Source organism: Photorhabdus sp. RM323S (genome assembly GCF_042879375.1).
Classification (GTDB): Bacteria; Pseudomonadota; Gammaproteobacteria; order Enterobacterales; family Enterobacteriaceae; genus Photorhabdus; species Photorhabdus tasmaniensis.
Map to the genome: position 1 here is coordinate 1 of NZ_JBHFKZ010000034.1, position 15,821 is coordinate 15,821.

Consider the following 15,821-nt stretch of genomic DNA (forward strand, 5'->3'; position numbering starts at 1 on the left):
AGGATGCGGCCAATCCGGCCACAAAGAGGGCCCCGGCGAGAATCCCCCCGGCAGCTGAAATTAATGAACCGATGACGGTTCCCGCCATCAGTCCCGCCATGGCGCTGGCATGGCCTATCGTGTCTCCGAGTCGTGCAGCTTCTGGCATAACGTCCCCGCCCTAGAACTGGAAACTTTTCAGGCCGTCATCCAGCCACTGCCGTTGAGCATCGGTGAATTTCTGCGGGGATGACAGGGTGAAAATCAGCATTTTTTTCTCATCCAGCCGGAATACGGCCTGATATTGATAGACTTGTTGGCCTTTTTTGGGCCGATAACGGGAAAGCAGCGCGGTGCCCTGCCGCAAGTTATCGCCCAGCGTCGCGGGCTGCTCTTCCAATAATTGCCAGTTGCGCAGACCGTTTTTCAACAGACCTTTTTGACGGGTGAGGTAACCGGGGAGATCTTCGCCTTCGATTAACTGATCACGCGAGATATTCAGCGCCGGGGCCTCAGGCGCGATGAGGATGTTTACCGTCTGTTCCTGATAGCCTTCCGGTAACAGAATGCTGCCTTCAGTGAACCGACAACGGGCTTGATTGTCCATCTTTCTTTCGTCTTATGTAGTAGGCGTGCCGAACAAAGCAACAACATTGATAATCCTGATTAAACAAATGCAGGGCGTCTCTCCTGCTTAGTCATCAATAAATTTATATAATAAATAATGTTGTCCGTTTAATATTCAGACAAAAAGATATAACAAAAAATCGTCTATGTCTTGATTACCCGGAGAATTAATCACCAGCGAATGTCATAAAATGTGATTTAGATCACAAAATATGCCGATAATCTCGCTGGAAACCGGTTTTATATTAGCTAAATCACTAAAGCTTTATTCAACCTAGTTACCTTGCCCGGTTGATAGGCCTGGTATTAATCACCAGAGAAGATTAACACTGTATTTTTTATGATATTGAACAAAATCAGCTCTTATTATGGTCTTCCCCTGTATTACAAGAAGATAGCGTTGCTAGTCGCAACGCTTTGTTATTCTTATCGGTGGATGACGGGGATATACCATGTAGCAGGGTCAAAATGGCACCTCGGTGGGCGCTCAGACCGGCTTAATGAGAAAAAATGAACACCGTATTTTTCATCATGAAAAAAACCATTATTTCGAATGAGGTTTGTCAGCGGTCTGAAAGGAACCCATCAGGGTTCCTTTCTTGATGAAACAAAATCATGCCTTTACATTATCAATCCGGCTGTAACGTTTGCCATCCGGGCTGACAGAACGAATCAACACATTTCCTTTCACCTTCGGACGTTTGTGATTGTCATAAATTTTCCAGCTATTACCACCATCAGTTGAGTACTGAATAACCAACCCTGGCAAAGCAATATTGGCCTTCAGAACACCGCGTTTTACCTTAGCTCCAGGTACTGGTAAACGGTAAGCAATTCCTGCCCTATCCAGTTTAACAAGCTCACGCTGCCCTATCAGGTTAGCAAACTGTATCCAGTCACGATTCAGTGCATCTATATCAACTTTATGCGTTTCTCCTCGCTTATATTCCTGGCCTGGAACATAATCTTGTTCCCAACCAGCCCGGTGCCATGCCCGTTCTGCCAGCGGTAATAAGCGAGGATAAATCATATATTCCATCTGCTCATCGGTACGAACAGTTTCACTCCATGCTTGCCCTGACAGCCCATAAGCGCCCGGCCACGGTTTGTCACTTTTCGCATAGAAGGCATTACCATCACGGTCAACAGATGTTTCAGCATTTTGCGGCATATTATTTGGCGCAAAACTAAAGATTTTGGCTTCATCATTAAAACGGGTTGCCCAATAGTAGCCACGTTCCTGCGGATGAACTTCATATGGCATATCCAGATAAACATAATCCGGGTTGGATATAACCACTTCATAGCCCTTGTTCGCCCAATCATTGACTGAATCAAAGCCACCCCAGTAGAGAGTATCCCAGAAATTTACACCCACGCGTTTGGTCGCAAAATCTTTAGCGCTGTCGGCATGTTTAAGACCATCCTGCCACGCCTGCATCTTTTCGATACCATTAGCATTCACAATTTTGCTCACTTCAATGGCGAAGTAGCTGGCAAGATGCTCAATATCTTTCACCACGCCCTGCTCCACCAACTTTTGGCAAACCTGAGACTTAGCCCACGGCTTATCTTCTATACTCTTATCAATGATGCCTTTACCCGGTTCTATAGGACCGTTCTTATCCTGGAACCCCGCTCCCAAACGAATATTCTTCGCTTCATCACCACCGAAATGCCAGGTTTCCAATGGCAAGCCCGCCTCTCTATGCATAGCGGCAATTTCACCAATGACTTTCTCAACAAAGCGTTTTGAAGAATCCATACACGGATTCAAATAACTGCGGCGATCATAGAACTGGACAGAAGTTGCCCTGGTGGTATCCGTTGGGTCCAGCAAGCGGTATTCATTCGCCCCTTTCACATCATCCCGAGCGATTAACTTTTTATAGCGTGCCTCCATAGAAACCACCGCAGCCCGGGCATGAGCCGGCATATCAATTTCGGGAATAACGTCAATATAGCGGGCTTTGGCATATTTCAGAATGTCGATGTAGTCCTGACGGCTGAAAAATCCACTCCCCATATTGTTGTTATCAGGACCAGACCCCAGTTGTGGCAACAAGCATTTGGTTTCACTCAAATCATGACAACGCTGGCTACCAACTTCCGTTAGCTCCGGTAATCCGGGAATTTCTAAACGCCAGCCTTCATCATCGCTCAGGTGGAAATGGAATTTATTCAGTTTGTAACTTGCCATTTGGTCAAGCAAACGCAGAACCGCCTGTTTACTGTGGAAATTACGCCCCACATCCAAGATAGCGCCACGATACTCAAAACGTGGAGTATCTTTTACCGTCAGAGTAGCAATCTTTCCGCTGCCATCGACAGGAATCAATGACAACAGAGATTGAAGACCGTAAAACACACCCGCTTGGTCAAAAGCAACAATTTGAGCGCCATTCTGGGTAACATTCAGGCGGTAAGCCCCTTTAACCTGCCATTCACCGGTAAAATCTGAAGAGACAATCTGAGTCGCAACCAGATAGCCACTATTCTCTAATTTAATGCCTTGATCGGTAAAACGTTTTCTGACAAGAATAACCGCCTCATCATTCAAACCACCAAATTCCAGCCTTACTCCCCCAGATAAATCAGCATCCTCTGAATAAATCTGAATTTCTTTTGGCGTCGGGATTATTTGCCCACGTAATTTTTCTGGCTCGACTTTTTTAACCTGCAAATTCTTCACATAACGATTTTCAGACGTCATCAGGATGTTGTTATCCGCTGTTGTGCGTTTCCATTGATCACCGGTGAAAACAGATAAAAATTGGCTCAGATCTTCTGTATCCGTATTTACAAGGATTTTAGGTTTCGCATCGCCTGACGTTGCATACCAGCGTGGCAAGAAGTCAGTGCTGTAAATCTGCCAGTACTCGCCGGTAATAGGCAGTTTTACCTGCTGATTCGCTTTAATACCGGTGAATTTCTCAGTTGGTTCCAGTTTATGTAAATCACCCGTGATACGCGTAATTTTAAACTGCTCATTATCAACACTCAGGACCTGGCGGATACTGTGGAAATAAATCGCCCAGTCAGATGAGTCAATGGCCTGATTACCATTGGTTAAAGTAATATCGACCCGATTACAAGTGGCCCAGTCCGCCCCCAATACCGCACAATTAACACCATGATCTCCAGCCTGATTATCAACAACCTTATAATTAACTTTCAATTGACTCAGTGAATCAACCAATTGCTGCGCTGTATTATTAGCATAGACAGACCCTATCAGGCCAACAGTCGCCGTTAGCGCCGCCAGTGTGCACAATTTAAATTTCTTCATTGTCGCCTCTTTCAAACACAAATGTTATGTAAGGTAAGCCACTGCCCAGAAATATAAAAACAGCGGCAACAAGCCATTAGAAGACAATAAATGGCATGATGATGTTGAATTTAATCTCTTTCTCATCCCGGAAAAATTCCAGACAAATCCTTGAAAACACACACTCTGGTCATAGATTGGATTAGTGCTGATTTTTGTACTCTGTGTAACCATAAAATTAATTATTTTTTAATTAAAAATAAATCACGACCAAAAATGTGAATCTATCCGTGAAATAAAGATTTCAATTGAAAAAGAAAATTAAAATCATCTGATCAGTATACATACAGATTATTTTTCATGTCACGAATTATCAATGGTAAAAAAGGGATTTTTTACAAAACATGACAAAGAACACATTACAAGAAAAATATAATAATAGTTATACATTGCATTGATATTAAAACAAAAAAATAAAACCATAAAAACTTAACAATATAAAATACACATTAAAAAACAGATTGATTAATATAAATGTTTTTCAACTAAAATAGATGCAAAATTATTTATCAATGATAATATTTTAGAGACTATCCTGGTAATCATAATTATTGTCAGCCGTTCCAGTGAATACCAACAGCGCGCAAAATTTTGGCGTACACGTAGTGCGTGAGGATCTTGCATAGGAAAAATATTATAAAATATAACAAATTAAACCATAATCCCTATCATAATAGTTCATAAACAAATTACCGGGATATTGCCAATAGGCTTTTCACCCCGGCTGGATAATTATCTGTTTTTAAATAAAATCAACAAAACCCATATCACATTTATCTAAACATAATAGTGCCATTCCTCTTAAAAAATAGCCTTAATTAATATATATCCTGCTAAATTCAAAGTTCTTCACGAACTGCCAGCCCCAAGTTTTGCAACATCGGTGCATTCTCACATGCAATATAGAATGCTTCATCAGTAGTGCTGCTATTTGTATGTTGATGCCATGCCCATACAGGCACATATATTGCGTCACCCGCTTTCCATGAAACATGTTGTTCACCAATGAGTGAATACCCCTCACCATTGACGATATATATTATGGTTTCATAACTATGCCTGTGTTTACGCGTGGATTGCCCAGGCTGTAATCCCCCCAGAGTCATACTGAGAACTTTACTGGGTAAATTAACCATAGCGACCTTATGACATCTTTCATTTGAGAAACTAATATCTTGACTGACTTCAGAATTCAATACATCTTCATGAATTAATTGAGCAGGCTTATCTGCAATTAACTCTCCTGGAACTCTACCAAAATCACCAGATGAAAAGAAAGTCTTTTTCATTATAATCACCTATAATATCACGTCTTATTTTACAATTTGCATTATTTGGCTATTTTAAAATAATATTCAAGATATTTTATCTTAAAAGTATTTTAATCATCGCTTCTGCTAAAATTTTGCCATGTTCTACACCATGCTTATCCTGTTCCGATAATATTTCTATTGTTCGCTGATTGGTTATATGTGCGCGAGGTGTATTAGCCAGCCATCGATGTTTCGTTATGACCAGTGTATTAATTCCGTAGGTACTCAGAAACAGGGCCGCTGCTGAACCAGAAGGGCCGCTACCTACGATAAGAACATCCGTCTCAATCATAATATTGTTTTCCATCTTTAATTAGCATTAGTACCCTATTCCCGGGAAATCTTCGCTTATTTACCAATAATTCTATCCAGTATCGAACCTGCGTTGTCAGGCACTTTATCCCCTTTCCAGGCAATATATTGATCAGGTCGTACCAAAAGGAGTCTTGCCTGATATAATTGCCAGGCGTCGTAACCAGGAAGATCAATAACCTTCATCGGAATTTTACGTTGATATGCCTGATCTAATAGTTCGGATACATCTGGAAGATGCTCTCCCACCCGAAGCAAACTAAATCCAGTGCCCAAAATATCAAACAGGGATATTCTTGCCCCTGGAACAGGTGTTATCCACAAGTGCGGTAATCGTCCTCCCGGCACATTACTCGGCTGGTAATTCAAAAAGTCATCATCCGGTATTGGGGCGCTGTTAATGATATGAGGAGAATTGTCGTATCGGGCACCCAGTTCAACACCGATAGAGCTAAATTGACTACGAAATGTCTTAAGCTCGGCACCTAATTTTTGGCGAGCCAAATCACCGGCAGAATCCGCATTTTCCAGATTTTCAGGTATAAATAACGCGGATACTCGCTGAGTCAAAAAACGGGCAGCAGATGTATTTCTAAGTGCAATTGGACGACGTTCGCTTTCATAAGAACCCATTAACTTATCGCCTGCCCAGCCATTTATAGATGCGGCAATTTTCCAGGCTAAATTACTCGTATCGTCGATTCCGGTATTCATTCCGAAACCACCCGTAGGCGCAAATAAATGCGCAGAGTCACCTGCCAAATATATCCGACCGTCAGAAAACCGTTCTGCGACAAGAGCAACTCCACCTTTCCATAGCGAATTACCAAGGACAGACACTTCCATATCTGTACCTATCCCTGCCTGCGCTATGCGAATTAATTCCGCATCATCAATAGTCTGTCCAAGTTTACTCTGAGTCACAAATAAAAAATCATCTTTACCATCCAGACTAATAAATAACATTCTCAGCATGGGTGAGATAATATTGTACATCCAGGCCGCTTTATCTTGTAATAATCCCCGGTAAATTCCAGAAACACGGATATAACTGGAAATCATGCCTCCAGTCAGAAAACCTGTCTTAGCTTCAACCGTTCCTTCATATGCAATACCCAGTTTGGAGCGAACAAAACTTTGTCCGCCATCACATCCGATCATATAAGTTGCATGCCAGACTTCATCAAAATATTTTCCCTCAATATGCTCCGCATAAAGTTTTACTTCATCTTCATATTGGACAAAATCTTTAACACGCCAGCCATATCTTATTGTGATATTTGGACGACTGCTTGCATGCTGTAACAAAAATTTTTCAACATAGGTTTGATTTACACGTAGTATCGGCTCTGGAACGGAATCTGTCGCAGCAGCATTTTGGACCCTGGACATTTTTTCCATTTCCGATGGCATATCAATGCGCGCCAGTTCCCATGCATTAAGCTTGGTAAAATAGGCGATATCCAGAGGAAACTCTTTCGGCAATCCTAAATCCCGAATAGACTGAGATATACCCAAACGACGATAATGTTCCATAGTACGGGCACTATGGGTATTGCCTTTAGGGTGTAACCGAGTCAATTCATCCAAATTAAAAATAACCGAACGAATACCATATAAATCCAGAAATAAAGCTAACATTAGGCCAACTGGCCCACCACCCACAATGGCAACTTGCGATACAGAAATATTCTCTGAAATCAAAATATACTCTCCTTAATAATTACTTATAAAAATAAATATCTTAGATTAAAGATACCAGTTGAAAAATTTTGTATATCTGTGAATTTTCGCCTTTTCCTCTTTCTTCATATAAAACAAAATAGTTATAATCATGTGCCATCAGTAATTCACTAAACGCTACCTCATTTCCCTGGCTGCTAAACCCAATGAGTATCTTTCCCTGTGGATTAATATATTTCCTTACCTCCTGAAGGAAACGTTTATGTGTTATATACCCTGGATCATAAAACGCGTGATAAATTTGTTCCTGAAAAGAGTAGCTTTCAGGAACAAATAGAAAGTTAGAATTCCAAAAAATGACATCAAAACTTTCACCTTCTTCTAATATGTCAAACAAATCGCCATGTCTTACAGAAACGAAATTATTTACATTATGACGCATTACATTAAACAAGGTATTTTTCACCGCGTCCCCACTAATGTCAGAAGCAACAACCGGATAACATCCCTCCAGTGCCGCTGTAACAGCGGTTACTCCTGCACCACAACCTAATTCCAAAAAAGAGGTATTTTTAATATAAGGAATATTATTAGTGAATATACAAGTGGACTGAAAATGAGTGGGTGGGAACACATTTTTATGAATATTAAATAACCGCCCCATACATTCAAACTCAGAGACATCGGAAGATTCAGCAAGGATCAATTTTTGTTTTATCGCTTCGACAGCAGGACCTTCATGAGAAACTTTGCTCACAATACTTCACCTTCTTTATAATCAATTCTAATTAGCCGATATATAGTTAATGATTTTTAAAATGCCATTGGGGAGTTGTTTACTCCTTTCATATTCCTCAAGAATTTTAGGGCGAGTATCCTTTAATCTACGTTTCAAAACCTTACCTGTTGCGCCGGTGGGAATTTGATCGAAGCTATTAACAACGATAATCGTATATTCTCTAATATAGTACTCCCTCCCGATTTTTTCCAACATTAGCTGAATAACTTGCTCTACAACAATATTTACATCCGAAGTTAATTTCTCATTTAATAAAATTAATATGACTAATTTCGTTTCTCTATTCTTGGCATGAGATAAATCCAATCCAATAATTATTGCATCATAGATACTTTCAATCGTCTGTATCGCTTCTTCAAGTTGAAGTGTATACAAAGAACCATTGGGGGTATTACTTAGCGCTAAACAGCGGCCAAGAAAATTACCCCTGCCTAACATGTCATCATTACGCAAAATGTCTATATCACACTCAGATGATAGTATCGTCATATTCATGCGGATTTATCCTGGTATTACTTTGATATAGTTCATTTAGCATCGCCATGCGAAAACGCACCATCTCTTCACCAACAGCAATAACGTCTGCCCTTCGGTGAGGATTTTCTTCAATCATTCGATCAATAATTTTCCTCATCACTATTGCATGATCTTCGTCCTCCTCAACATGGATTCTGAAGAAATATAATGCGTCGTCAGAAGCTTTTATTGATCGCAATGCATCTAAAATGGGACCATAAACCAGAGGTACAATTGCCTCAGCACCTAAACACAAAGCCGCCAGACCTCTTAGGGAATCATCACTCCGGCAATGGCGGAACATAGCGTCAATCAGTTGTTGAGTACTTTTAAGTATTGCGTCACTTTTAGGAACAGCATTGATAGCCACCATCGCCTTTTTATATAACTCTGCATGAGAGATCTTTGCAACATCAGTTCCTGTTAGCTCTTCCAGCAAATTATGAGAAAGCGACACAAAATCTTTTTGATCTACTAAACCTCCCATTAATAAACACAAATATCGGGTAAAATATTGTGAATAGTAATGGTGCTGAATCATGAACTTTCTCAGTAAACTCTGGTTGGCCTGCCCAGAACGACAAGCCACCAGAAATATATTCGAATTAAGTTCTTCCAGTAATTCTTTAGAAAAAACGTCTTCCCACAACGGCGATAAGAAATAACCGGTTTCTTTTTTAGGCTCGTTTTGAGTGTTGATAGCGAGTTCCATGATAAACCCTTTTAGTAACATTCAACTGATGAGATCTATGATATACAGGCTTTTATCAAGCCAAAGATATTAGCTCTGCGTTTATGCACTCATATAAATTTTTCAGTAGAGATTGCGGATTTAGATTCTGAAAAACATTTCTGCCAACACATAATCTGCTAGCCCCAGCTGAAATAGCAACTTTTGTATTATCGATCAATATTTTGTCAGCGGTTTTTTCTCCTAATATTTTGGTGTCCGGCGACGCTGATATAATCGGCATACCATTAATATGGAGAATGACACCAATTGATGGGCGAAAAGCGCCACGTAAAATTAACTTCTCTAATACCCCTTTATGTGCCAAAATAGCACTAACATAGTTATTATTAATCCACGGCTCAACTGCATATATATTCTGTAAACTAGGGATCGGCTTCATCGTTAATCCATGATCAATCGGCACGATCAAACCTTTATTTGAATTGGGAAATAACAATCTACTTTCTCTTAATTTTCTTCCAATATATCCCATGATCGTCACCTATTTTTCGATGATTGACTCGTTTGTTCCCCGCAAACTCTGCTTCAATTAACCGAATTTGCATTCTTTTAGGTACTTCATCAATGAAAGCTGAGAAATTATCTGGATATAAAATTATATCACTATAAAAAGAATTTATTACTCTGATGAAAATGCTGCCATCTGGCCTTTGATCTGACAGCTTTTCTGTATCAAACCAAATCACTGGCCCATTTAAAGCTTCACGTTTAGAACTTTTATTTTTACTTGGATTGTTTAATCTTACAGATGTTCTCTTGGCAACTATTTCGGCTGTTTCAAAATTGTCGGATGGGATGGTGACTGCTTCCTTTTTCATGCTAATTATATTTTTGTTCATATTCATAACCCCCTAAAAAATAAATAATATTTTTTCACTTGGTAATTTCTCTTAATTAATATCAACTTATTATTATCATATCCTATTTTTTTCGTATCTATGAAATATCCAGACTGCAATTTTTTATTTCATAACCTCAAGAATCAGTATAGTGATATTTCGCAAAATATATTGTTTATTATTTTTCTAAAATAGATAAATGTGTAAAAAAACCACACTCTGCTCATAAGTACAATAGATAATGGCAATGTTTATCCTAATAATGAAATAAAACTCGGCTAATTAACAGATAATCAATACTCAATAGTTATGTAATTAATGTCAGCTCTTTGAGTTTCATTGCCAATCCATTTTTCTGCTACCGAAGGACTGTTATCTATATTATTAATATAATTAGTGAATGGGAAAGTTATTACTTTGAATATATTATTTTTATTTACTTTCGCTGTGGGATTTTACTTTCCCCAACGAAATATGCGTTTGCAAATAAAAAAAGGTCTAACATGGGAATAGCAATATTTAGAAAAAAAACTGCACCTCAACTGTTGACCTCATGTCCAACTCGTTGGGTACAGTTCATTATCTCAATTAATCCTGAGAAATTTTTGTCCAGGTATCACGCAGACCAACAGTACGGTTAAATACCAGGCTTTCTGCACTGGAATAACCGCTATCAGCACAGAAATAACCTTCACGCTCAAACTGATACGTTTTTTCTGGCTTGGCATTCGCCAAACTTGGCTCAACAAAGCCCTGACGGACCACCAGTGATTCGGGGTTAATTGTCGCCAAAAAATCATCCTCTGCACCGGGATTTGGTACGCTGAATAGACGATCATACAGACGGAATTCAGCAGGAACAGCCTGAGACGCACTGATCCAATGAATAACACCTTTTACTTTACGTCCATCTGCCGGATCTTTATTCAGCGTCTGTTCATCATAGCTGCAATAGATTACCGTGATATTGCCGTCAGCATCTTTTTCAACACGCTCTGCTTTGATGATATAAGCGTTACGCAGACGAACTTCTTTACCCAAAACTAAGCGTTTATATTGACGGTTAGCTTCCTCACGGAAGTCTGCCCGGTCAATATAGATCTCACGGCTGAATGGCACTTCACGGCTACCCATCTCCGGTTTATTCGGATGATTAGGCATATTCAGCATCTGCTCCCCTTCCGACCGGTTTTCGATCACCAGCCTGACCGGATCGAGCACAGCCATTGCACGAGGGGCATTTTCGTTCAGATCATCACGAATACAGGACTCCAATGCCGCCATCTCCACATTGTTGTCCTGCTTGGTGACACCAATACGACGGCAGAATTCACGAATAGAAGCAGCAGTATAACCACGACGACGCAAACCTGAGATAGTCGGCATCCGTGGATCATCCCAACCTTCAACAATCTTGTCAGTCACCAATAGGTTCAGCTTACGCTTGGACATAATCGTGTATTCAAGATTCAGACGCGAGAATTCATACTGACGCGGATGACAATCGATGGTGATGTTATCCAGCACCCAGTCGTACAAACGACGATTATCCTGGAATTCCAGTGTACACAACGAATGTGTAATCCCTTCCAGCGCATCAGAAATACAGTGGGTAAAATCGTACATCGGGTAGATGCACCATTTGTTACCAGACTGATGATGCTCGGCAAATTTAATACGGTACAAAACCGGATCGCGCATCACAATAAAAGGTGATGCCATATCAATTTTGGCGCGCAGGCAGGCTTTACCCTCGCTGAATTCACCAGCACGCATTTTTTCAAACAGTGCCAGGTTTTCATCAATACTACGGTTACGATACGGGCTGTCTTTACCTGGCTCTTTCAATGTGCCACGATATTGGCGGATCTCTTCCGGGCACAATTGATCAACATAAGCCAAGCCTTTATTGATCAATTCAATAGCATACTGATACAGCGTGTCAAAATAATTAGAAGAGTAGCGAATATCACCACTCCACTCGAAACCTAACCACTGAACGTCATTTTTAATAGAATCAACGTACTCAACATCTTCCTTAACCGGATTGGTATCGTCAAAACGCAGATTGCACTGGCCCTGATAGTCCTCTGCAATCCCAAAGTTCAGGCAGATAGATTTTGCATGACCAATATGCAGATAACCATTGGGTTCAGGCGGGAAGCGAGTATGTACGGATGTATGTTTACCAATTGCCAAATCTTCATCAATTATTTGACGAATAAAGTTTGTCGGGCGGGCATCTGCCTCACTCATTGTTTTATACCTCAATAATGCCAAAAGCGCGTCACATAACCGCCTATAATCCAACAAGCAGTGCTGAGAAACAACCGTTTGTTACTGCCAAATGGCGATTCAGAGCAAAGTTAAAGCGAAAAACGGGAAAAGTGGCGCTCTTCCCGTTTTTCATTTTATTGAAAATTTTTTATCAACTTTTACGGATTTGTCTGTTGTTTATCTCAGCACATCAAATAATTTTGTCTGTCCTGCTTTTACTTGACCTTTTGCCAAAATATTAACACCAATATAGTCATCAATATTGCTGACGATCACCGGGCTAATCATAGATTTGGCATTAGCATTCAGATAATCAAGATCCAAGTTCAATACAGGTTCCCCCACTTTTACAATTGTGCCTTCATTCACCAACCGTTTAAAACCTTTACCGTTAAGGGAAATCGTATCGATACCTAAATGTACAATCAGTTCCACACCTTCATCAGTCTCAATACAGAAAGCGTGATTAGTGTCGAAAATTTTCACGATCGTACCAGACACTGGCGCAAGCACAGTATTTGATGTTGGTTTGATAGCAATACCATCACCAACAATTTTACTGGAGAAGGCTTCATCAGGTACATCTGCCAAATCGACTAACTCACCACTGACCGGAGCAATCAGAGTGAGCAGGATTTTACGTTCACCTTCAAGCTTCGCTTTCTGTGCCGTCTGATGTTGATAGCTTGCTGTCGCAGCAGCAACCGGACCTTTTGCCAGCACATCACGCATAGCACTGGCAATCAGTTCTGCACGAGTACCAACAATAACCTGCACACTCTGTTTATTCAGGCGGATAATACCGGAAGCACCCAGACGTTTAACCAGATTGTCATTGACCTGATCGACATTTTTTACCGACAGACGCAGACGAGTAATACAAGCATCAATCGCAGTCAGGTTATCTGAACCCCCCACTGCGGCAAGATATTGATGAGCTTCATTGTGGATGTTATTCGCTGTTGCTTTACCATTTTTGTCCACATCAATATCATAGCCATCAATTTCACCATCAGCAGCCAATTCACGCCCTGGTGTCATCAGGTTGAATTTTTTGATAGTAAAGCTGAATACCACATAGTACAGGCAGAAAAATACCAGACCTTGCGGGATCAACATGTACCAATGTGTTGCCAATGGGTTACGGGAAGAGAGGACCATATCCACCAAACCGGCACTGAAACCAAAACCCGCAATCCACTGCATTGTTGCTGCAATAAACACTGAAATACCGGTCAAGATCGCGTGCAGCACATAAAGCACTGGCGCAACAAACATGAAGGCGAACTCCAGAGGTTCAGTAATACCCGTGAAAAACGCAGCGAATGAACCCGCAATCATAATACCGGCAATTTTGGCCTTATTTTCGGGACGCGCGCAGCGATACATCGCTAATGCCGCACCCGGTAGACCAAACATCATAATAGGGAAAAAACCCGCCTGATAACGGCCAGTAATACCCACTGTTGCGCTACCATCGACTATGGATTTCTGACCACCGAGGAAATTAGGGATATCGTTGATACCCGCAACATCAAACCAGAATACCGAGTTCAGTGCATGATGCAGGCCAACAGGAATCAGCAAGCGGTTAAATAAGGCATAAATACCGGCGCCTGTAGCACCGAGATCTTTAATACTTTCACCGAAAGTGACCAGTGCATTATAAACCACCGGCCACACATACATCAGGATGAAAGCAACCAGAATCATCAGGAAAGAGATCAAGATGGGCACCAAACGACGACCGCTGAAGAATGACAATGCTTTCGGCAGTTCAACACGACTAAAGCGGTTATACAGTTCAGCAGACACAACACCAACTAAAATACCAACAAATTGGTTATCAATTTTACTAAAGGCTTTTGGTATGTCGTCAACCGGAATACCCTGGATCATCGATACCGCTGCCGGAGAACAAAGTGTCGTCACGACTAAAAAACCAACAAAACCTGTCAGTGCTGCCGCACCATCCTTATCTTTAGACATGCCATAAGCCACACCAATAGCGAATAATATTGGCATGTTCTTAATAATGGCTTCACCAGATTTAATCAGCAAAGCTGCCAGTGCATTATCTGCTCCCCAACCTACCGGATCGATCCAGTAACCTATCCCCATTAGTATTGCAGCAGCAGGCAGTGTGGCTACCGGTACCATTAATGCTCGCCCCACTCTTTGCAAATAACTCAGAATATTCACCTTGCTCCCCCTTATATCCTCAATTACCAGAGTCTCTTACTGCGTTATGACTACATTATTATCAAAGTAAGCAATAAGGACATTTATTCTACAATTTCAGTGTAGAAAATTTATTTTTCGTCGCAAATTAATTCCTCATTATATGTGATGAAAATCACCATAAACACCAGGAATTTGGTCAAAATGCTAGCTAACACACAAATCTTATTTTATCATTTAAAATATCATAACGTGCAGAGTGTCTCTGCCAATGAAAATGATTTAGTATTCAGGTTATAGAAGATTAATTAAGAGAATAATGTATAACTCTATTTTAACTATGATAATTTATTGTTTTAAGAGGTAATTATGAGACTGATCCCCCTAACGAATGCAAGTGATGTCGGTAAATGGTCTGCACACTATATCGTTAGCAAAATCAATGCATTTAACCCAACCGCAGAGTGCCCTTTCGTTTTGGGACTACCAACCGGCAGCACACCACTAGCGACTTACAAGGAATTGATTACTCTGCACAAAGCAGGAAAAGTCAGTTTTAAACATGTCGTTACATTCAATATGGATGAATATGTCGGCATCCCCGAAAATCATCCGCAAAGTTACCATAGTTTTATGCACCATAACTTCTTTGATCACATTGATATTGCAAAAGAAAATATCAATCTGCTCAATGGTAATGCCGCTGATATTGATGCAGAATGCCAACGTTATGAAGACAAAATTAAGTCTTATGGTCAGATTCATCTGTTTATGGGGGGTGTAGGTAATGACGGCCATATTGCATTTAATGAACCAGCATCATCCTTGACTTCCCGCACCCGTATCAAGACGTTGACTGTAGAAACCCGAACGGCCAACTCCCGCTTCTTTGATAATGATATTAATCAGGTGCCTAAATACGCCTTAACTGTAGGTATAGGCACCTTGATGGATGCCGAAAACATTATGATCCTGGCTACCGGTTTGAATAAAGCCTTGGCAATCCAAGCAGCTATTGAAGGCAATATCAACCATATGTGGACCGTAAGCTGCCTGCAAATGCACCCTAAATCCATCATTGTCTGTGACGAACCTGCAACAATGGAATTGAAAGTAAAAACGGTTAAGTACTTCCATCAATTGGAAGCAGACATTATCGACATATTTGCCAGCAAAAAATAAGGATCCGCACAGCCTGAGACTGATCTCAGAC

The 15,821-nt window shown here is 40.7% G+C and carries 12 protein-coding genes and 2 pseudogenes; 1 reads left to right on the top strand and 13 read right to left on the bottom strand.

What is annotated here, in order from left to right; translation table 11 throughout:
- Nucleotides 1-160: 160 nt before the first annotated feature.
- The 13 genes and pseudogenes from ACGF7G_RS14275 to nagE form a co-directional block, all read right to left on the bottom strand.
- Complete coding sequence (locus ACGF7G_RS14275; RefSeq protein ID WP_387466326.1) at nt 161-586, bottom strand: DcrB-related protein; 426 nt, start codon at nt 584-586, stop codon at nt 161-163.
- Nucleotides 587-1,219: 633 nt separating this feature from the next.
- Nucleotides 1,220-3,895 carry a beta-N-acetylhexosaminidase gene (locus ACGF7G_RS14280; RefSeq protein WP_387466328.1) on the bottom strand — a complete coding sequence of 892 codons (2,676 nt, stop codon included), beginning with the start codon at nt 3,893-3,895 and terminating at the stop codon, nt 1,220-1,222.
- A gap of 878 nt (nt 3,896-4,773) precedes the next feature.
- Entirely contained in the window at nt 4,774-5,223 is a 450-nt protein-coding gene (locus ACGF7G_RS14285) for a cupin domain-containing protein (protein ID WP_387466330.1), read from the bottom strand.
- A 76-nt stretch (nt 5,224-5,299) separates the two neighbouring features.
- On the bottom strand, nt 5,300-5,539 hold the full coding sequence (locus ACGF7G_RS14290; RefSeq protein WP_387466332.1) for an FAD-dependent monooxygenase: 240 nt from the start codon (nt 5,537-5,539) through the stop codon (nt 5,300-5,302).
- Nucleotides 5,540-5,595: 56 nt separating this feature from the next.
- Complete coding sequence (locus ACGF7G_RS14295; RefSeq protein WP_387466334.1) at nt 5,596-7,263, bottom strand: FAD-dependent oxidoreductase; 1,668 nt, start codon at nt 7,261-7,263, stop codon at nt 5,596-5,598.
- 40 nt (nt 7,264-7,303) lie between these two features.
- The gene (locus ACGF7G_RS14300) at nt 7,304-7,999 is read right to left on the bottom strand and encodes a methyltransferase domain-containing protein (protein WP_387466336.1); all 696 of its coding nucleotides are present in this window, start codon (nt 7,997-7,999) and stop codon (nt 7,304-7,306) included.
- Nucleotides 8,000-8,026: 27 nt separating this feature from the next.
- Complete coding sequence (locus ACGF7G_RS14305; RefSeq protein ID WP_387466338.1) at nt 8,027-8,536, bottom strand: hypothetical protein; 510 nt, start codon at nt 8,534-8,536, stop codon at nt 8,027-8,029.
- Complete coding sequence (locus tag ACGF7G_RS14310) at nt 8,511-9,269, bottom strand: TenA family transcriptional regulator (protein WP_387466340.1); 759 nt, start codon at nt 9,267-9,269, stop codon at nt 8,511-8,513. Before ACGF7G_RS14310 ends, ACGF7G_RS14305 begins: the two co-directional genes overlap by 26 nt.
- Nucleotides 9,270-9,324: 55 nt before the next feature.
- The gene (locus ACGF7G_RS14315; RefSeq protein WP_387466342.1) at nt 9,325-9,783 is read right to left on the bottom strand and encodes a hypothetical protein; all 459 of its coding nucleotides are present in this window, start codon (nt 9,781-9,783) and stop codon (nt 9,325-9,327) included.
- Nucleotides 9,749-10,150 carry a hypothetical protein gene (locus ACGF7G_RS14320; protein ID WP_387466344.1) on the bottom strand — a complete coding sequence of 134 codons (402 nt, stop codon included), beginning with the start codon at nt 10,148-10,150 and terminating at the stop codon, nt 9,749-9,751. Before ACGF7G_RS14320 ends, ACGF7G_RS14315 begins: the two co-directional genes overlap by 35 nt.
- A gap of 588 nt (nt 10,151-10,738) precedes the next feature.
- A complete protein-coding gene (gene glnS / locus ACGF7G_RS14325; RefSeq protein WP_387466345.1) occupies nt 10,739-12,406 on the bottom strand; it encodes a glutamine--tRNA ligase in 1,668 nt (555 codons plus the stop codon).
- A gap of 198 nt (nt 12,407-12,604) precedes the next feature.
- Nucleotides 12,605-13,054: pseudogene (locus ACGF7G_RS14330) on the bottom strand (glucose PTS transporter subunit IIA); the annotation flags it as partial.
- A gap of 65 nt (nt 13,055-13,119) precedes the next feature.
- A pseudogene (gene nagE, locus ACGF7G_RS14335) lies at nt 13,120-14,629 on the bottom strand (N-acetylglucosamine-specific PTS transporter subunit IIBC); the annotation flags it as partial.
- A gap of 348 nt (nt 14,630-14,977) precedes the next feature.
- Here nagE and nagB point away from each other — a divergent pair.
- The gene (nagB, locus tag ACGF7G_RS14340) at nt 14,978-15,790 is read left to right on the top strand and encodes a glucosamine-6-phosphate deaminase (RefSeq protein ID WP_387466347.1); all 813 of its coding nucleotides are present in this window, start codon (nt 14,978-14,980) and stop codon (nt 15,788-15,790) included.
- The last annotated feature ends 31 nt before the right edge of the window (nt 15,791-15,821 follow it).